Origin of the sequence: Neoalteromonas flava (assembly GCF_002807685.1) — a bacterium.
In the GTDB taxonomy this organism is placed as follows: Bacteria; Pseudomonadota; Gammaproteobacteria; order Enterobacterales; family Alteromonadaceae; genus Alteromonas_E; species Alteromonas_E flava.
This window is the reverse complement of sequence record NZ_PEAX01000001.1, coordinates 748,267-767,032: the sequence shown is the minus strand read 5'-3', so window position 1 is coordinate 767,032 and position 18,766 is coordinate 748,267. Positions and strand designations below refer to the sequence as shown.

At 47.0% G+C, this 18,766-nt stretch carries 21 protein-coding genes; 15 read left to right on the top strand and 6 right to left on the bottom strand.

Annotation, left to right across the window (positions count from 1 at the left end; translation table 11 throughout):
* Positions 1-58: 58 nt before the first annotated feature.
* From nudF to CSH92_RS03580, 6 genes are all read left to right on the top strand, one after another.
* Entirely contained in the window at positions 59-691 is a 633-nt protein-coding gene (nudF, locus tag CSH92_RS03605) for an ADP-ribose diphosphatase (protein WP_100656216.1), read from the top strand.
* On the top strand, positions 678-1,115 hold the full coding sequence (locus tag CSH92_RS03600; RefSeq protein WP_240612718.1) for a DUF1249 domain-containing protein: 438 nt from the start codon (positions 678-680) through the stop codon (positions 1,113-1,115). The genes nudF and CSH92_RS03600 overlap by 14 nt, the downstream gene beginning before the upstream one ends.
* Positions 1,108-1,866 (top strand): metallophosphoesterase family protein, encoded by a 759-nt coding sequence (locus CSH92_RS03595; RefSeq protein ID WP_164084647.1) that lies wholly within the window; start codon positions 1,108-1,110, stop codon positions 1,864-1,866. The genes CSH92_RS03600 and CSH92_RS03595 overlap by 8 nt, the downstream gene beginning before the upstream one ends.
* Before the next feature lie 31 nt (positions 1,867-1,897).
* Positions 1,898-2,488 (top strand): YqiA/YcfP family alpha/beta fold hydrolase, encoded by a 591-nt coding sequence (locus tag CSH92_RS03590; RefSeq protein ID WP_100656214.1) that lies wholly within the window; start codon positions 1,898-1,900, stop codon positions 2,486-2,488.
* A gap of 124 nt (positions 2,489-2,612) precedes the next feature.
* Positions 2,613-4,505, top strand: a complete 1,893-nt coding sequence (gene parE, locus CSH92_RS03585; RefSeq protein ID WP_100656213.1) for a DNA topoisomerase IV subunit B — start codon at positions 2,613-2,615, stop codon at positions 4,503-4,505.
* 8 nt (positions 4,506-4,513) lie between these two features.
* The gene (locus CSH92_RS03580) at positions 4,514-5,833 is read left to right on the top strand and encodes a YfiM family lipoprotein (protein ID WP_100656212.1); all 1,320 of its coding nucleotides are present in this window, start codon (positions 4,514-4,516) and stop codon (positions 5,831-5,833) included.
* Positions 5,834-5,839: 6 nt separating this feature from the next.
* Here CSH92_RS03580 and CSH92_RS03575 read toward each other — a convergent pair whose 3' ends face one another.
* Positions 5,840-7,183, bottom strand: a complete 1,344-nt coding sequence (locus tag CSH92_RS03575; RefSeq protein ID WP_100656211.1) for a sensor histidine kinase — start codon at positions 7,181-7,183, stop codon at positions 5,840-5,842.
* A gap of 332 nt (positions 7,184-7,515) precedes the next feature.
* On the opposite strand from CSH92_RS03575, the gene cspE reads away from it, so the two are divergent.
* Positions 7,516-7,728: a transcription antiterminator/RNA stability regulator CspE gene (gene cspE / locus CSH92_RS03570; RefSeq protein WP_100656210.1), complete on the top strand. Its 213-nt coding sequence runs from the start codon at positions 7,516-7,518 to the stop codon at positions 7,726-7,728.
* 367 nt (positions 7,729-8,095) lie between these two features.
* Here the strand turns inward: cspE and CSH92_RS03565 are convergent, their stop codons facing one another.
* The gene (locus CSH92_RS03565) at positions 8,096-8,410 is read right to left on the bottom strand and encodes a hypothetical protein (RefSeq protein ID WP_100656209.1); all 315 of its coding nucleotides are present in this window, start codon (positions 8,408-8,410) and stop codon (positions 8,096-8,098) included.
* Between the two features lie 98 nt (positions 8,411-8,508).
* On the opposite strand from CSH92_RS03565, the gene CSH92_RS03560 reads away from it, so the two are divergent.
* A complete protein-coding gene (locus tag CSH92_RS03560; protein WP_100656208.1) occupies positions 8,509-8,700 on the top strand; it encodes a hypothetical protein in 192 nt (63 codons plus the stop codon).
* A gap of 53 nt (positions 8,701-8,753) precedes the next feature.
* On the opposite strand, the gene epmB is transcribed toward CSH92_RS03560, so the two are convergent.
* Entirely contained in the window at positions 8,754-9,782 is a 1,029-nt protein-coding gene (epmB, locus tag CSH92_RS03555) for an EF-P beta-lysylation protein EpmB (RefSeq protein WP_100656207.1), read from the bottom strand.
* Positions 9,783-9,815: 33 nt separating this feature from the next.
* Here epmB and efp point away from each other — a divergent pair, with 33 nt between their 5' ends.
* The 5 genes from efp (at position 9,816) to CSH92_RS03530 (ending at position 15,324) form a co-directional block, all read left to right on the top strand.
* Positions 9,816-10,385: an elongation factor P gene (gene efp, locus CSH92_RS03550; protein ID WP_100656206.1), complete on the top strand. Its 570-nt coding sequence runs from the start codon at positions 9,816-9,818 to the stop codon at positions 10,383-10,385.
* A gap of 56 nt (positions 10,386-10,441) precedes the next feature.
* Positions 10,442-11,395, top strand: coding sequence for an elongation factor P--(R)-beta-lysine ligase (gene epmA / locus CSH92_RS03545; protein WP_100656205.1), 954 nt, complete (start codon positions 10,442-10,444; stop codon positions 11,393-11,395).
* A 248-nt stretch (positions 11,396-11,643) separates the two neighbouring features.
* Positions 11,644-14,154: a TonB-dependent receptor gene (locus CSH92_RS03540; protein ID WP_240612717.1), complete on the top strand. Its 2,511-nt coding sequence runs from the start codon at positions 11,644-11,646 to the stop codon at positions 14,152-14,154.
* An 86-nt stretch (positions 14,155-14,240) separates the two neighbouring features.
* Complete coding sequence (locus tag CSH92_RS03535; RefSeq protein ID WP_124916909.1) at positions 14,241-14,831, top strand: gamma-glutamylcyclotransferase; 591 nt, start codon at positions 14,241-14,243, stop codon at positions 14,829-14,831.
* Complete coding sequence (locus tag CSH92_RS03530) at positions 14,821-15,324, top strand: GNAT family N-acetyltransferase (protein WP_100656203.1); 504 nt, start codon at positions 14,821-14,823, stop codon at positions 15,322-15,324. Before CSH92_RS03535 ends, CSH92_RS03530 begins: the two co-directional genes overlap by 11 nt.
* Here CSH92_RS03530 and CSH92_RS03525 read toward each other — a convergent pair.
* The 3 genes from CSH92_RS03525 to CSH92_RS03515 form a co-directional block, all read right to left on the bottom strand.
* Positions 15,288-15,794, bottom strand: coding sequence for an SRPBCC family protein (locus CSH92_RS03525; RefSeq protein WP_100656202.1), 507 nt, complete (start codon positions 15,792-15,794; stop codon positions 15,288-15,290). The two genes, CSH92_RS03530 and CSH92_RS03525, sit on opposite strands and share 37 nt — an antisense overlap.
* Before the next feature lie 173 nt (positions 15,795-15,967).
* Positions 15,968-16,582 (bottom strand): peptidylprolyl isomerase, encoded by a 615-nt coding sequence (locus tag CSH92_RS03520; RefSeq protein ID WP_100656201.1) that lies wholly within the window; start codon positions 16,580-16,582, stop codon positions 15,968-15,970.
* 9 nt (positions 16,583-16,591) lie between these two features.
* Entirely contained in the window at positions 16,592-17,767 is a 1,176-nt protein-coding gene (locus tag CSH92_RS03515; RefSeq protein ID WP_100656200.1) for a methyltransferase, read from the bottom strand.
* A gap of 23 nt (positions 17,768-17,790) precedes the next feature.
* Between CSH92_RS03515 and CSH92_RS03510 the strand changes: the two genes are divergently transcribed.
* Both CSH92_RS03510 and bolA read left to right on the top strand, forming a co-directional pair.
* The gene (locus tag CSH92_RS03510; RefSeq protein ID WP_100656313.1) at positions 17,791-18,435 is read left to right on the top strand and encodes an alpha-ketoglutarate-dependent dioxygenase AlkB family protein; all 645 of its coding nucleotides are present in this window, start codon (positions 17,791-17,793) and stop codon (positions 18,433-18,435) included.
* Positions 18,407-18,721 (top strand): transcriptional regulator BolA, encoded by a 315-nt coding sequence (bolA, locus tag CSH92_RS03505; RefSeq protein WP_100656199.1) that lies wholly within the window; start codon positions 18,407-18,409, stop codon positions 18,719-18,721. The genes CSH92_RS03510 and bolA overlap by 29 nt, the downstream gene beginning before the upstream one ends.
* Positions 18,722-18,766: the final 45 nt, after the last annotated feature.

Genomic DNA, 18,766 nt, shown 5'->3' with positions numbered 1-18,766 from the left:
TAACAGAATGTAATCACTCTGCGCGGCGATTAAGACTAATCAACCAATAAATGAGTTTATGACGAAAGTTCAACAGTTTACCGCAAAGGATATTCGAAACCTAACATTGAGCCCTTTGTACAATGGTTACTTTAAGATGGTTCAGTATCAGTTCCAACATCGCTTATATAATGGTGGTTGGAGTGGTACCGTCACCCGTGAAATCTTTGAGCGGGGGCATGCGGTTGCAGTGTTACCATACGATCCAGTGCGTGCAGAGTTCGTGTTGATTGAACAAGTACGTATTGGTGCATTGGAAACCACGGATGCGCCCTGGCTAATCGAAGTGATTGCCGGGATCATCGATGAGGGAGAAACTCCAGAGTCGGTGTGTCATCGAGAGGCAATGGAGGAAGCTGGGATAAGTTTAACCCAGTTAACTAAAGCCCTGAGCTACCTAGCCAGTCCGGGCGGTACTACTGAGCGATTGGACATTTACATGGCGCAAGTTGACGCAACTCAAGCGCAAGGGGTACATGGTCTTGACCACGAATCAGAAGACATATTGGTGCATCGAGTGCCGGAAAAAGACGCGATAACTTGGCTAAAAAGCGGGCGCATTGACAACGCAGCGGCAATTATTGCGTTACAATGGTTTATGTTAAATAAAACTGAATTGCTGGAGCAGTGGCAAAAAAGTGCAGGCCAATAAACGCAAATATGTACCGCATTTACCCTCTATACTAGCGTTAGGGGAAGCAAACTATGCGCGTATGATACGCCTGTTGCCAGATGTGGATACGCACTCCCTGGAATATCGCTTTAATGCTGGCAAAGGATTATCCTACAGTATTCAGATCATCGACTCCGCCCCTTATACCAGCACGCTGGAAATCAGTCAGCATAGCAGCCAATTGCCAGAATACCTGCAACCGAGCATGCAGGTGAGACTGTATCACGATGCGCAGATTGCTGAGGTGATGCAAGCGCAAAGGGTTAGCGCATTAGCTGCCTCTTACCCCTACCCAAATACGCAAATGCATCAGAAAAACGAAAAGCACATGGTTAATCACTTTTTGGCGGAATGGTTGGTGTTTTGTTTGCAACATAATAACGCTTCCTCGACCAGTGTCTGATACTTATCGACTTATCCAGATAAGTGACTGCCATCTGTTTGCTGATCGAGATAAAGTCGGCTATCAGGGGATCAATCCCTATCGCAGTCTGCAACAGGTACTGATCAAGTTGCGTACTTTAGAGCCCGATTGTGTATTGTTGAGTGGTGATATTTCTGGTGATGAAAGCGCAGCCAGTTATCAGCATTTTCTCACGCTATGGGACCAATACTGCCCAGCAGTAAAGTTGCTCAGTTTGGCCGGTAATCATGACGCTACTGATCGTTGGCAGCAGGCCTTTGCTGCAACACACAGTTTGACCGAGCACGCCTTGAACCCGCAAGGTTGGCGTTTACATTGTCTGCCAGCACGCTTTGTCGGTACGCGTGGGGAAATTGCTACGGCTGACATTGAGCAACTGATCGCTCGCTTGCAACAACACTCTGCCCAACACCATATCGTTGCGTTGCATCATCCCATCCAGAATGCCAATGTATGGATGGACAAGCACGCCCTAATCAACCCTGAGGTGTTGACACCATTACTTCAACAACCCAATTTGAAATTGATCTTGCATGGTCACGTGCACACTGCGCGCCACATCAAGGTAGGGCAAGTTGACGTACTTGCATGCCCTAGCACCTGTTGGCAATGGGGCAACACTGCAGAGTTTAGTGTAGTTGAAGAGCCGCCAGGTATGCGCCTGATTGAGCTAGATGACGAGGGGCAATTCAGTCATTCACTTCACTTTGTGGCAAATTCAGTGGTTTAATACCCTATGGTTTTTTAGTTGAGGTTTTGTCGTGCCGACAATTGTCTACTTACACGGATTTTTAAGTTCTCCCCAATCACAAAAAGCGCAGGAAACGCGGCAATATATTGAGCAACACCATCCTGCAGTAACGTTACTCACCCCTCAGATCCCCAATACCATTGATCAAGTCCCTAAACTTTTATTACAGCTCATTCGCCCACTGCTGGCGTCGGGTGAATCATTGCGCCTGATTGGTAGTTCGATGGGGGGATTCTTATCCAACTGGCTGGTTGAACAGTTTGGTGGCAAAGCCGTATTAATTAACCCCGCTGTAGGGCCATATCGATTAATGCTCGACTATTTGGGCGAACATGTAAATCCCTATACCGGCGAAGCATTTACAGTGACCCAAGCCCACACCGAACAATTGCGCCAAATGGAGCCGCCTGCTATCTCCAGCCCAGCGGCTTATAAAGTTCTGTTACAAACCGGCGATGAAACGCTGGATTATCGACTTGCAGAGCAGCGCTATGCGGGTGCTGAATTGGTAATCGAAACCGGCGGTGACCATAGCTTTGTTAATTATGCAGCGCATTTGCCGGCAATATGCGAATTTTTACTTGCCGACAAAACCGATTAGTTAATTGCTCAAAGCTAGGTCACTTGGTACCATCAAGTTAGCTGAACCGCGCGCCTCAATCGCCACTCTATATGGTCGATGAAGATGCCTACTAATAACATTTAGCGCCGAGAATACTTGTACTATGTCAAATCAATATAATGCCGATGCCATTGAGGTTTTAAACGGTCTTGAACCGGTTAAACGTCGTCCAGGGATGTATACGGATACCACTCGTCCCAATCACCTCAGCCAAGAGGTCATTGATAACAGCGTAGACGAAGCGCTGGCAGGATTTGCAACAAGTATCAAGGTGATTTTGCATCCGGACCATTCCTTGGAAGTTATTGATGATGGTCGCGGCATGCCCGTGGATATTCACCCAGAAGAAGGGATTTCCGGGGTTGAGTTGATCATGACAAAACTGCACGCGGGCGGTAAGTTTTCCAACAAAAATTATGCCTTCTCGGGTGGTTTGCACGGGGTCGGAATTTCGGTGGTTAATGCGTTATCGACGCGTGTGGAAGTTACCATACGGCGCGACAGTCAAGTGTATCAAATTGCCTTTGCTAATGGCGACAAGATTGAAGACTTAGCGGTAATCGATAGTTGTGGCCGCCGCAACACTGGCACACGGGTGCACTTCTGGCCAGATCCGCAATATTTTGATAGCGCCAAATTTTCGGTATCAAAATTAAAACATGTACTGCGCGCGAAAGCTGTTTTGTGTCCGGGGTTGAGAATTCGCTTTGATGATAAAATTAATAGTGAGTCGCTGGAATGGTATTACGAAGACGGTTTGCAAGATTATTTGACTGATTCTCTGTCTGACACCGTCACTTTACCTGAGGATGTGCCATTCGTGGGTACCTTTGCAGGCAGTATTGAGCAAGCAGATTGGGCAGTCATGTGGTTACCGGAAGGTGGCGATATGGTGACAGAGAGTTACGTTAACTTGATCCCCACGGCACAAGGTGGTACCCACGTAAACGGCTTGCGTCAGGGGCTTTTGGAGTCAATGCGCGAGTTTTGTGAGTTTCGCAATTTAATGCCTCGCGGGGTTAAGTTGACGCCAGAAGATATTTGGGATCGCTGCAGCTATATACTGTCAACCAAAATGCAGGATCCACAGTTTGCTGGGCAAACCAAAGAACGGTTGTCGTCACGGCAAGCCGCTGCTTTTGTTTCTGGGGTAGTGAAAGATGCCTTCAGCCTGTGGTTGAACCAACACACCAGCATTGCTGAACTACTTGCAGAAATGTGTATTAGCAATGCGCAGCGACGCTTACGTCAAACGAAAAAAGTCGCGCGGAAGAAAGTCACTCAAGGGCCAGCATTGCCCGGTAAATTAACCGATTGCTCCTCGCAGGATATTACCCGTTCTGAATTGTTTTTAGTGGAGGGTGACTCGGCAGGGGGCTCAGCCAAGCAAGCCCGCGATCGAGAATTTCAAGCCATAATGCCGTTACGTGGTAAAATCCTCAACAGCTGGGAAGTGGATTCCTCACAGGTGCTTGCTTCGCAAGAAATTCACGACATTTCGGTGGCGTTAGGGATTGACCCTGACAGCGATGATTTAACCGGCTTACGGTATGGTAAAGTCTGTATTCTTGCGGATGCCGATTCCGATGGACTCCACATTGCGACCCTATTATGCGCCTTGTTCGTCCAGCATTTTCGTAAATTGGTTGATTCCGGCCATGTGTATGTGGCGATGCCGCCATTATTCCGGATCGACGTGGGTAAAGATGTTTACTACGCGCTCGATGAAGGCGAGAAGCAAGGTGTGCTCGATCGTATTGAAGCCGAGAATAAGCGCGGTAAAGTCAATGTTCAGCGGTTTAAAGGGTTGGGTGAAATGAACCCGATTCAGTTACGTGAAACCACTATGGATCCGAATACCCGTCGGTTGGTACAGCTAACCATTGATGATGATGCAGGGATGATGGAGTTAATGGATATGCTTTTAGCCAAGAAACGTTCGCCCGATCGTCGTCAATGGTTAGAATCAAAAGGAAACTTGGCCGAAGTTATCTAATCAGCATTATGCGCAAACTGTTTTTCACGCTGCTAGGCGCTCTTTGCATCTTGATTTTTGCGGGGCTTCTAACGGTATATTTACTCACTGATAGCAAACCGCTTGTAACAGAATCAGGCCTGCAAGGCCTTGATGAGGCTGAGTCAGTAACCGCTCTGCTGCAACAGTTACAGCGTAGTGTGAGTGAGCGCAGTCGTGCGCATACCATTCCTATTTCACAGGCCCAAGCTGATAGTCTGATGGCCTTTATTGAGCGCGCAAAACCGCAGATCGTTGGGGCTGTAACGATCACGCAAGCAAGCACAGAATTACGTTTAAGCGTGCGTTTTTCACTGTTGGGCTGGGAGCGTTTTGCTAATCTCCAATTACATGTACTGCCGGGGGGCGGCCTGCAACTGGAGCGAGCTACCGTGGGAAGCATCACCCTACCGGGCGATTGGGCGTTGGGGTTGGTAACCGGTGTTGTCGATTATTGGACTGCCAGTGATATTGCGACTTACGCTGTTGAGCAAATCAGGCACGTTACCATGACAAAAGATTCTATAGTTGTGGAATTAGCACCACTGGAGGGCTTGTTACGCGAGCTGACCAATATCCAAAATGGCTTAAATGTTGATCAAGATGAGTGGTTAAGTGAACGTACCGCTTACTATTTGCGTTTTTTAGCCCGTTACTCAGTTAATAATCTAACTGTTTACAATGATCCTAGGCCCTCACTAGCGCCTTATATTCAGGCGGTCATCACCTATACCATGCAAGCGCCACAAAGGTCGGCAGCGGAGGAAAACGAAGCTGCACTGTTAGCTCTCGCGGTTTTTGCCGGCCACCACCGCTTTGGTAACTTGGTCGGCCAGGTACAAGTCGATCCAGACAAAGCTGTGCGTCCACCACATCCAGTTTTGCTGGCGCAAAGACAAGATCTTAATCAACATTTTATTCTTTCTGCAGGGATTAAACTCTTATCTGAGCAAGGAATTACTCACGCAATCGGCGAGTTTAAAGAATTGATGGATCGGGTTTTGGGCGGCAGTGGCTTCAGCTTTGTGGATCTGGCAGCGGATATGGCAGGGGTCGAATTTGCTGCTGCTGCAATTGACCCCGCTCGTGCGGAGCAGTTACAACAATATATTGCTAACGGTATCACTGAAAGTGACTTCTTCCCGCTAATTAATGACTTACCTGAAGGTTTAGATAAACCTACGTTCACGCAACAGTACAGTAGTGTTGAAAGTGCGGCTTACCAGTTACAAGTCGAAAAGATCCGCGCGCGTATAACTCGGCTACCGCTGTTTCAGGCGCTAGCTGAGTCGCAGAAACAAGCTCAATGAGGTTGCTTACCGTCCACCTCCACTGGGCCAACTTAAAGTGCAGCATAAGCCACCGTATTGTTCAGATGCACGGAAGGTTAATGTGCCATCGTGAATTTTCAGTATCGCTTGCACCAGAGCCATACCTAGCCCGAAACCGGCTGCAGAGCGGCTTTTCTCCATGCGATAAAAGCGTTGGGTAATTTTTTCGTATTGATCAGCTGGAATACCGCGCCCTGAGTCACAGATTTGCACACAGCAGTTTTCGTTATCCCTATACAAGCGGATGGCGATAATCCCGCCATCGGGTGTGAACTTATAGGCATTGTCTAACACATTGGCTATCGCCTGAAAGATTAAATCACGATCAAAGACGGCGTCTAGTTCTGTTAATTCTTCAATTAACTGCTGGTTCTTTTCTTCCAGTAAAGGGCCATAGAGTTCAATCACGTCGCCTACAACAGTGGTTAAGTTTTGCTGCGCAAACGCACTTTTGACCTTCGTATTCTCGACTTCAGCTATACGCAGCAATCCATTGAACATGCTAAGCAAAACGTCAGCGTCATGCATTAACTGTTCGCGCACGACGGGCTCTTCGACGCTTTCAATTTGTGCGCGCATCCGGGCCAACGGAGTACGTAAGTCATGGGCGATATTGTCAGACACTGTTTTGATCGCATAGACTTGTTTTTCAAGCTCTGCGAGCATGCGGTTCAGTGCGATGGATAACGAACTTAAGTCGTCCCAAGAACTATCGATGGGAAGCCGTGCCGAAAGACTACCAGTATCAATGATCTTGTCAGCCGTCGCGGCGATGGTGTTGATGCGGCTGACCACATAGTAGGCAACGAATAAACTAATTAGCGCGATCAAAACAAAAATAATAATCAAGAAAGTAGCGAACAACCGATTTAAAAACTGGATGTCTAGTATTGAAGAAATATTGCGGGCAACAGTTAAGGTGCTACCAGAAGATAAAAGCACGGAAGTACTAACCCATGGCCCATTTCGCTCTGCTGTGCCATGCTCCAGCGTAAATGGTACTTCGCTAAGCGATTTTTCAGTGCGCGGAAATGTTGACGCTATTATATTTCTTTGGGCATCGCTGACTGCATAATGGAATACGGGGTCAGTGTGCTGAAATGCCGCTGCTAATCGGCTCAATATGTAATCGTTTTCACTATTTTCCACTACTTGTGCAACCCGCTTGATCTCAGCTTCAACGGCGACCTTGGATTCAAAAATAAGGGTGTCATCATGAGTCTTGATCACCATATAGCTAACCAAACCGATTCCCAGTACAACGAATAAGCTGAACAAAGCACCGACCCAAAATGATGAGCTAGAGCGGAAACGTCGTATTGCAAGCATGCGGGTAAACTTTAAATGATTTTCCCCTTATACGCGGTGAAGCATACTTTTAGGCCAGTTTGCGACTAAAACTCAGTTTTAACCGCGGCGGTAGTTGAAGGGGGCACAATTAAAAAAAGAAATAGCTATACATTCTGCTTGGCATAGCGTAGAGTGCGCCGCTGTTAGGGATTATTTCCTTATCTATTACTGCACTTTGTCTCTCTTTCTTCTTTTATTAATTTCAAGTCGAACGTGTGTCTCCATTTGCACTATTGGCTAATGTCTTTGTATTACCTAACACTTGCACGATGAATGTCATCGGATTTTTAAATTAATAAAAGGTTATAAATATGTCTAATTCAATCACTGGTGTGGTCAAATGGTTTAACGAAGATAAAGGATTCGGTTTTTTGAGTCCTGCAGATGGCAGCAAGGACGTGTTTGTTCACTTCCGTTCGATTGCCTCAGAAGGTTATAAAACCCTTGCTGAAGGTCAACAAGTACAGTTTTCGGTTGAGCAAGGTCAAAAAGGCCCTCAAGCGACAAATGTAGTTGCGATTTAAGTCTTCATTTGCGGATCTTGCTCAATGCTAACGCGCTGAGCAGATCCCATTCTCATTACACTTTCTCTATTTCTTGCGCAAAACTGTACCCAAAAACTCTCTTACCGCGAAGCCAATGCACTGCGGTGCGCTATAACTCTAAAACAAGAAAAATTTTATGATAAATACTCAAAACGGAGCCACGATTGAGGCCCACCCCCCTGTGTATGCGATTTCGGTTAATAAACACCGTGTGGCATTTACAGATTCCGAGCGCTTAAAGCGCGTAGACTTCAATAATCTGCGAGAAACAAAACAGTTTATTGATTGGTTAATTCAGCTGTAAAAGTGCTCGAACCGATAGTTCAATTTTGCTTGCAGCAAACACTCATTCCCCTTTTAGCGTGGCTTTAAATTCTGCTAATGTGCTAAACATCAGTTCCATTTGCTTTACTACGGCGGGTAACGCCTGACTCAATTCTGATTCATCGATAGTTTTCAATGCCTCAATACGCTGAGTAAGTTCCTGTACATAAGGCGTAAAACGTTTGGCTTGCGTTTCGAAACCAGCATCAGCGGCAAATATCTGGGTAAATTTTCCTTTACCTTGTTGTTGCAAGCTATCAATGGCTGCATCTGCATCAATAGCTTTGCGATAAATAAGTTGTAGATTGTCGTTTAACTGTTGATGAAGCGCTTGCATAAAAAAAACCTAAAGTTATGTAATGTTTGGTCGATACCGTAAGAAGTGGGCAATTGTGCCTACTTTTAACTACTGCTACAAGCAAACAGGAAATTGGTATGGATCTACAAGGTGCACAAACCTCTGGAACGTCCGGTGCTTCGCTCGAACTTGCATCGCTCAAATTGGCTAAAAGTCAGCAAGAGCAAGAAGGTCAAGCGTCGCTTCAGCTGCTGGAATCAGCCGCTGGCGTACCATCTGCGACATCTGCAAATCCCGCAATCGGTCGAAACGTCGATACTTTTGCATAGGATTCAGGATAACGCACAAAAACTGGCCGATTGGCCAGTTTTTTTATGTCTTTTTATTGCTCGGCCATGCCTAAATCGATAAGACTCTTAGAGGTTTTACCGCCAATTTCACGCACCAACTTGGGAACCAAAAAGCCGGGTAAACGGGCACTGAGTTCGTGCATGATCTGTTTTGCTGTTTTTGCATCAACGTCAAAATGAGCAGCTCCTTGCACCTTGTCCATCATGTGCAAATAATAGGGCAAGATACGTGCAGCAAACAATTTTTCGCTGAGCGAGGTCAATGTATCTGCAGAATCATTCACTCCTTTGAGTAGCACGGCTTGATTGAGCAGTGTTACGCCAGCGTCTGCGAGTAACGAAAGACGGTGTTCTAATTCAGGCGATATTTCGTTGGGATGATTAATATGCAGCACCATTAGGCGCTGCAATGGAAGTGTGCCAAACCATTGAATAAAGCTGTCGTCTATCCTGTCCGGTAACACTACGGGCAATCGGGTATGAATTCGCAACCGCTTGATGTGGGGAATGGCACTGACTTGCTGTGCTAAATCCGCTAAGTGATGATCTTTCGCCATTAACGGGTCGCCACCGGAAAAGATAACTTCATTGATATTCGAATCAGCGCTGATTTGCGTTATCACTGACTGCCACTCCCTATGACTTGGCGAATTGTCGCCATAGGGGAAGTGACGCCTAAAACAATAGCGACAGTTGACCGCACAACCACCACGCACGATAAGTAAAACTCGCGAACGGTATTTATGCAGGAGCCCTGGCGTGGGATTGCTCTGTTCGTTTAAAGGGTCAAAGCTATAGTCCGGACTCACTTGAAACTCTTGCTGTAATGGCAACACCTGAAGTAACAAGGGATCGGCAGGATCGCCAGCGCGCATCAATGTGGCAAAATGGCGCGGGACTCTAAGCGGAAACAAGCGTCTTGCAGCGATATCTGCTTGATAGTCTAGAGGGTCCAAACTCAAGTAGCGCAGCAGTTTTTCCGGATCGGTAAACGCAAAAGCCAATTCTTTTTGCCAGTTAGACTCTACAGAAACCAGTTTTTTAGGTATTATCTGCGCCAATTCTATTGCCCATTACTTACGGTTATAAACATCATGGCGAATTTTAGCACTAACGAATTCAAAGCGGGCCTAAAAATCATGCTCGACGGCGAACCTTGTAACATTCTTGAAAACGAATACGTCAAGCCAGGTAAAGGCCAAGCCTTTAACCGCGTCAAGATCCGCAAATTGATCTCAGGCAAAGTATTGGAAAAGACTTTCCGTTCAGGTGAATCTGTAGAAGGTGCTGATGTGTTAGATACTGAACTGGCTTACTTATATACCGATGGTGAGTTTTACCATTTCATGAATAATGAAACCTTCGAGCAAATTGCCGCCGATGCTAAAGCGGTAGGCGATAATGTTAAATGGTTGGTTGAAAACGATGTGTGTACAATCACGTTGTGGAATGGCAATCCAATTTCAGTTACGCCCCCCAACTTTGTTGAGCTAGAAATTACCGAAACCGATCCTGGCTTAAAAGGTGATACCGCAGGAACCGGCGGTAAACCTGCAACATTAAGTACCGGTGCTGTTGTGCGTGTACCTTTATTTGTGCAAACCGGCGAAGTCATTAGAGTAGACACTCGCAGTGGTGAATACGCATCGCGCGCGCAAAAATAATGGTCGAGGCGCTCGGTAACCTTTATCCGAGCGCCATTTCAACATAGCTAGCCGGCATGACCAAATCTCCAACTGCGCAGTGGCAGCCCTCAACCTCCCTCAACGCATTACAACAACGAGCAAAACTTTATTGTGCGATCCGCGATTTTTTTGCCCAACGTGATGTATTAGAGGTAGAAACGCCGATCCTGAGCCAATTCGCTAATACCGATCCGCATATTCAATCGATTGCTTGTCAGCATGGCTTTTTGCATACCTCCCCTGAGTTTGCCATGAAGCGTTTATTGGCAGCAGGTAGTGGCAGTATTTACCAAATTTGTAAAACCTTTCGTCATGAAGAAAGTGGACGTTGGCACAATCCTGAATTTACCATGCTGGAGTGGTATCGGGTGGGCTTTAATCACTTTCAACTCATGCAGGAAGTCTCTGAGTTATTGGGCAAGGTGTTAGGCTGCGGACCTGCCGAAACGCTCACGTATCAACAGGCTTTCGTTGATAATGTCGGGATTGATCCACTGACTCGCGATATTGAAATGCTGCGCTCGTGGGTTAACGAGCAAGAGCTGCTAGCAACTGGTGCGGATGCCATGAGCTATGATGATTTGCTGCACCTGGTGTTTAGTCACTGCATTGAACCCAAGCTCGGTCAACACGTGCCCACATTGGTTGTCGGTTTTCCTGCCTCACAATCCGCGCTGGCTCGAGTTAATTCCGCCGACCCTCGCATTGCCGACCGTTTTGAAGCGTATTATCGGGGGATCGAATTGGCCAACGGATTTTATGAATTAAGTCATGCCCAAGAGCAGCGTCAGCGTTTCGAGTTGGATAATCACCAACGTAGCCTAAACGGGCAAGAGGAAATGCCCGTTGATGAGCATCTGCTTCAGGCACTTGAAGCAGGGTTACCTGATTGCGCTGGTGTGGCGTTAGGACTCGATCGTTTATTGATGCTGGTTATGGGTGCTGAGCATATTGATGAGGTTATAGCGTTTCCTGCAGAGCGAGCATGACGCTTATTGCGACCATCAATCCACTGAAATACTTAAGTTTGACACCTTATTAGAATACTGAGTGTTGGCGAAGTATTTATCGTCACTTAACCGCGTTCGACAGCAATTACAGCAATCTCAATAAACGATAAAAACGCAAATTTCTGCGACATTTTTCGGATTCTTCGATGCTTAAGCAGTTGCAATCTATAGAGAATGTTATAATATCACATCACAAATGATACATTATAACATCCTGAGGGAGAGCTATGCGCTTTAATAAGACGACACTTGCGATATTAACCGCATCTGCAATGGGGGCAACGGTTGCCACCAATGCTATGGCAACCGTGGTACAAGGCACGGTATTAGATGTGAAAGGTAAGCCGGTGGAAGGGGCAACGGTAAAAATTGAGGGAACGAGTCGAGTCGTATTTACCGATGCAACCGGTCAATACCGCATTGACCTTACTGAGCGCGAGTCAAAATCGCATTTGCATCTGCACGTATACTCCCCGAATCACGTGCACGGTGACAATGATTTAGGTTACATCGATGCGGATACCACAGTGGACTTTGCCCTGAAACCAGTGGTATTTGAAAACGTATTGGTGACAGCCAATCTGCTTGAAACATCGGTATTGGAGTCAATAACACCGGTGACGGTATTAGGTGAAAAAACCTTACGTAAGCGTCAAGCGGCAACGCTTGGCGAAACATTGAAGTTCACCCCTGGTGTGCACAGTACGTATTATGCCGGCGTCGCAGCTAGCCCAGTGATCCGCGGTAACGACGGCCCTAGAGTTAAGATTGTGCAAAACGGTCTTGATGTCTCCGATGTCTCGAGAATCGGTCCGGATCACGCGGTTGCCTCGGATGCTAGTTCAGCAACACAAGTCGAGGTTTTACGTGGTCCAGCAACCTTGCAATATGGCAGTGGCGCGATTGGCGGTGTGGTAAATGTCGTCGACAATCGCATCCCCAGCTATGTGCCGGTGGGCATTGAAGGTGAAGCGGAAGTTCGTTACGCCACGGTAAACGAAGAAAAGTTCGGTAAGATTGACTTGACCACGGGGTCGGGTAACTGGGCGTTTCATTTAGACGCATTTAGTCGCGAAACCAACGATATCGACGTGCCAGGATTCGCAGCTCTTGAACCAGAAGAAGACGCGCTGGTGGGTATTATCGAGGGGTCAGCTGTAGACACCGATAATGTTGTCGCAGGTATTTCGTATGTTGGCGATGCCGGCTTTTTCGGTTTTTCTTACCAGCAAATGAATAACTTTTATGGCGTACCAGGCCACGCACATGCGCATGGCCACGACGATGAGCATGGCGAAGAAGAAGGGCACGATGAGCATGACGAAGAGCATAGCGATGAAGAAAGTGTCAACATAGATGCCAAGCTCGATCGATATCAATGGGTTGGTAAGTGGTATTCGCCGATCAAAGGGATCACCTCTGTCGAGTTTATGGGAGCCTACAGCGAATATCAGCACGCCGAAATTGAAGGCGATGAATTGGGCACGCAATTCGCCAATGATGCCTTGGAAGGGCGCATTGATATTCGCCACGAGGACGTCGGTGGATGGCACGGTGTGTTTGGATTGCAATATGCCAACAGTGACTATATTGCGAATGGTGAAGAAGCCTTTACGCCGCCAGTAGAAACTGATGCGTTTTCACTATTTGTAATTGAAGAAAAACGTATCGATGACTTTACTTTCCAATTAGGGGCTCGCTTGGAACGCACTGAATACCAAGCCAGTGACGTTGAAATTGATCTTGCCATCGCCGATGTTGATCACTCTGAACACGACCACGAAGACGATCATGGCGACGAGCATGACGATGAGCACGGTGAAGAACATGGTCAGTTGTTTAGCTTCAATACCTATGATTTCACCAGCTTCTCAGCATCAGCAGGCATGAACTGGCACTACTCCGAAAATAGTGCACTAGCGCTCTCTGTGAGTCGTTCAGAACGTGCACCTAGCCAACAAGAGTTGTTTTCTGGTGGCTTGCATTTAGCGTCACGCACTTACGAACTCGGCCTGGTGTTTGATTTTCATGAGGACGGCGATCTGGGCACCGAACTGCGTCAACCGCGTGAGGAAGTGAGTCATAATATTGATCTAACGTGGCGTCAATTCCATGAAGACTGGGGCTTTTCAGCATCTATCTTTTACAGCGATGTTAGCGACTACATTTACCAAGCTGACACTGGGTTAAGCTTCGCTGATGAACATGAAGAACATGCTGAAGACGAACACATGGATGATCACGATGCCGAGCATATGGACGAGCATGGCAATGAGCATGATGAAGATGGATATCCGATTTTGGTGTTCAACCAGGCGGATGCAAAACTGTATGGTTTTGAGTTCGAAGGTCATGTGGATATCAATCAACAATTGCGGTTAAGTGCGTTTGGTGACTATATTCGCGCCAAACTGGATTCTGATGATTTGCCACGTATTCCACCATTGCGTTTGGGGGCCTCGTTGGATTATCAATGGCAAGACTTGAATGCAGATATCGAAGTGGTTTGGTATGATGATCAAGACAACACCGCTCGCTTTGAAACTGCTACATCGGGCTACACTTTACTGAATGCCGGAATTAACTATACCTTGCTGAGTAACGATATGGAGTGGCAGTTTTTCGCCAGGGCAGAGAACATCACCGATGAGGAAGCTCGTGTGCATACCTCATTTTTAAAAGATGAAGCACCGCTGCCAGGACGTAACTTTCAAGTGGGCGTTCGCACCTATTTTTAACGCGTAGACAAGGTGAGTTTATCAGCGACTTATACCATCACCCAGACTGGCACCAAGCCGAGCATTTTTTGCTCGGCTATGGTTCTTTGTTAAGTGCTGATAGTCGACTCAATCACAGCGATCACGGTCATGAGGCCCTTGCGGTTGAAGTTGCGGGATTTGCCCGGGAGTGGATAACCCGGGCCTTTCACGAACAACAAACGTATGTTGGTGCGGTCTTAGATAATAACGCCACACTCAATGCGCTGTGTACACCAATTGCATTGAACCCTAAGTTGCGAGACCGTGAGCGTGACTACCGTTTCACGGTAGTGGAGCCGAGTCAAATTACCCTTTTAGAAGAAGACGATGATGGCTTGTTTATCAATGTGAAGCGGCCCGGTGTTACGTTGTGGATTTGTGAATCGCTGCAATGTTTGCCGGCACAGCCGGACTACCCAATTAACCTCAGTTATGTTGATACTTGTTTGGCCGGCTGTTTGACCCACTTTGCGACCGCTCAGCAAGGCCGTGCAGCCGCAACTACTTTTATCCAAACTACCGCTGGCTGGCAGCACGTCGTAGATGATCGTATTAACCCACAATATCCACGCCGAGCCGAAGTCTCTTCTGCACAACAACGCGTAATCAGTGAGCTATTGGCGCAGGCAGACATCGAGATCAGCTATGCTAAATAATCCAGTGCAGTTACGCCAACTGACAAGCGCGGATGCTGAGTTTATTTTTCGTTTAGTGACTGATCCTGCCTGGCTGCATTTTATTGGTGATCGTGGAGTCCGTGATATCGAATCTGCGAAGGCATTTATAGAAACACGTATCCAACCGGTATATGCGAAAGACGGCCTTGGTTTGTACGGTATTACTAAAGAAAACGACGGAAAGTTATTAGGGCTTTGTGGATTACTGCAGCGCGACTTCTTACCGGCACCGGACCTTGGTTTTGCTTTACTGCCAGAGTCGCGTGGACTTGGTTTAGCGCACGCGGCCAGCAAACGCGTGCTGCAGCGCGCTCAAGCACAGGGACTCACCACCATTTATGCCTTTACCGCACCAGAAAACCATGCCTCACAAGCATTGCTGACAAGATTAGGATTTACCCGTGAAGCGGACATTGCGCCGCAAGACCAACTGTCTTATTTGTTTAGGAAGTCTTTAAGCGAGTTAAGCTGAATTCCCTGTACATGTGCAACAATGGGGGCTAATTCAGCAAATCCGCCGCTATTTACCCCATGCACACGGTATGTCAATGTAACCTTAGTACCATCCTCTGTTGGGGTTAATTGCCAATCCAAGGCCCCATTCATACCCATGCCTTGCAACGGCCCGAGACCGCCGGACATTCGTAAGGTTTTACCAGGTTCAACATACACAATCCGCATATGTTCAGCACTTTTATTTGTGTGGGTTTCGCAAAAACAACCGCCAGCCTTTGCTTCTAGGGTAAAGGTTCCCTCCCACCAGGAGTGGTCTTTTGGCCACCAGTCATCGACATTCTGTACCAGTGCTTGCCACACCTGTTCAGAAGTGTGTGCACTAACTATGGTGTTTTCGACGATAAACCCATGGGTGTCGACATGTTGCACATCGGCAAGTGTGGCAGTGGAAAAAAAGCACAGAGCAATGCAGAGTCGCTGTAGCATGGATATTCTCCTATTCAACTATCTAAACCAGCGAGATCCACGTCAATGTCATCGAGTCTTTGACTATTATCCAAACTGGCTATCACAAAGTTAATCGGTTATTTTTTCGCCGCTGAATGCACAGAAAGTTTGTATCAAGCGGTGCGTTTATACTTCTTTGCTGAAAGCTATGGCTATTCTGCTGGCAAAATAGAGACTTTGGTGATCACAATTGGCTCCAAAGGCACGTTGGGAAAGCCGGTCATTTCATCAATACCGGTATCCACTAGTTCCATCGCGTCCAGGACCTCATAGCCCGACACTACATTACCAAACACGGTATAGCCCCAATTTCGGCCTGGGTCGAGGCTTTCATTATCATTCATGTTAAAAAAGAATTGGCGCATAGCACTATGTGGGTCGTTTTGGCGCGCCATGGCAATGGTGTATTTCTCATTTTTTAGGCCGTTGCCAGATTCATTAAAAATCGGGTCATATTGCGGTTTTTCGTTGAATTCCACATCGTAACCACCGCCTTGAACAACAAAATTCACCACGATCCGATGGAAAATTGTATTATTAAACAATCCCTTGTCAGCATAACGTAAAAAATTATTGACCGTAATCGGCGCTCGTCGACGATTTAACTCAACAATGAAATCGCCCATGTTAGTGTTAAATTCAACTCGCGGATAATAGTTACGCTTTTGGATCTGTGAGCCGTCTTCAACACGCTCAGCTAACGTCGTCGGCGCGTAGCCAACTGCAATGAAAAGAGTGAGAAAAGTGATCAAGATTGAATACCGCATGCTGCCTCCTTAGCGTTTGATAGCGCTCAAGATAACGAATTTTCGCTCACTTGCAAGTACGCGGAACCCGCCAAACAGACGTTTCAGCTGATGGCCATAGGGCAAATGACGATTAGCAACAATGCGTAATTCACCTCCACGTGCCAGAAAACGAAAAGCGTCTTTAAACATTTGCCGAGCGATATGTTCGGTCACTACATTTTGTTGGTGGAATGGGGGATTACAGAGCACTAGATCAAATGAGTTCATCAATGCCTTATCAAGCGCATCTAAACCATTACTGGCGATATAATCACACTGTGCTATCTGATCTGGCAAATTCTGTGCAACCCCTGCTTGAGCAGATGCTAAAGCCATGTAGGATTCGTCGACAAAGGTCATGGATGCATGCGGTGCTTGGGCGAGCATGGCAATGCCAAGCACACCATTGCCACAACCCAAATCGAGGATTTTTGCATTAGCGTACCGTTCGGCATCTGGCAGGTGATGCAGCATCACCCGAGCACCGATGTCTAAACTTTGTCGTGAAAACACATTCGCATGATTGACTAACGTCAGTGCTACGCCCGTTTCACTTTTAGCTGTAGTGAATGTACTTGGATATGCTGGTGTTTTTACGTGAGTAACCACTAACTCACTAAACACAAGTCGAGATTTCTTCTTGGCTAGTGAGGTTGTTACTGGCCCAATGTAACGCTCAAACAGCTTAAATATATTCGGTGTCAGCGCAGTCACTTTAGCGCCAGCGATAAGGCGTGTATTGGGCGAACAATGCTGCTGGATTTGGCTTAATTGGAATTCTAAGAATGCCAGTGAACGGGGAATTTTGACAATGACCAAAGCGCTTGCTGGTAACGGCTGCAAACTGTCTAGCAAGGCTATCTCACTACTAAGGTGATTGTGTGCGAGGTTTTCACGGGTTGCTTGGTGACTGATCCAAGAGTCGCTCTGGCTGTATATAGTGAGGTTTGCGAACTGCTGTCTGAGGAGACAAGCAAGGGCCCCAAATTCGTCGTTGAGTAAGGTGACGGAATTAGGTAAGTTTTCAGGCGCTAAACTCAGCAGATGCTCTAATATTAACACATCGGCTGCATCCCACGCTTGCAAACTTTTATGTTGGCTGTGTGCGGGGTAACGATATAACTCAAGGCTTCTATCGGCAAAGGCTAACGTCGTTGTTGACATGGCAGTTAATTACTCAAGGTACTATGCAATCATCGCTTTTTGATCAGGTTCACCACACCGCAGAACAGATAGATCTTGCACTGCCAGATGCAACGATAACCTATATTCCCCAGTGGTTATCTGCGCAAGAGGCTGAGCGTTGTTATCAATCTTTAGTGAGTGAAATAACGTGGTCGCAGGATACCATCAAGCTGTATGGCAAGACACATCTTATTCCACGGTTACAGGCGTGGGTGGGTGACAAACAAGCCAGCTACCAGTATTCGGGTATCCAATTAACGCCATTACCATGGACGCCAACCTTAACGCTCCTCAAACAAAAGTGTGAGCAGACCTGCGCGACTGAATTCAATTCCGTATTGGCGAATTGGTACCAGCATGGACAGCACAGCATGGGCATGCACAGTGATGATGAGCCTGAACTTGGCGCAATGCCGACTATTGCGTCAGTCAGTTTGGGGGCAGAGCGCACGCTCACTTTTAAACACAAGCGCAACGGTGAGCAGCACAGATTGCAATTGGCTCATGGTAGCCTCTTGATAATGGCAGGTTCGACCCAACGTTATTGGCAACATGGCATCAACAAAACCGCGCGCCCAACCCAAGGTCGCATTAACTTGACCTATCGATGGATCCACAATGCAAGTACAACAACAGATCACCGCTAAATTAGACGCTCATTTTGCGCCTATTCACTTAGATGTTGTCAATGAAAGTCACCAACACAATGTGCCCGCTGGTAGCGAAAGCCATTTTAAAGTGACGCTGGTTAGTGCTGAATTTGACGGCAAGCGATTAATTCAGCGCCATCGCATGGTGAATCAATTGCTGGCTGAAGAGCTTGCAGGGCCGGTTCACGCACTCGCACTGCATACCTACACTGCACAGGAATGGCAGACGAAAACTGCTGAGGTACCCGCTTCACCCCAATGCTTGGGAGGTTCAAAGCGTTAATCTAAGCATTACCGAGTAATTTTTACGATAGTAAGCCCAATCTGA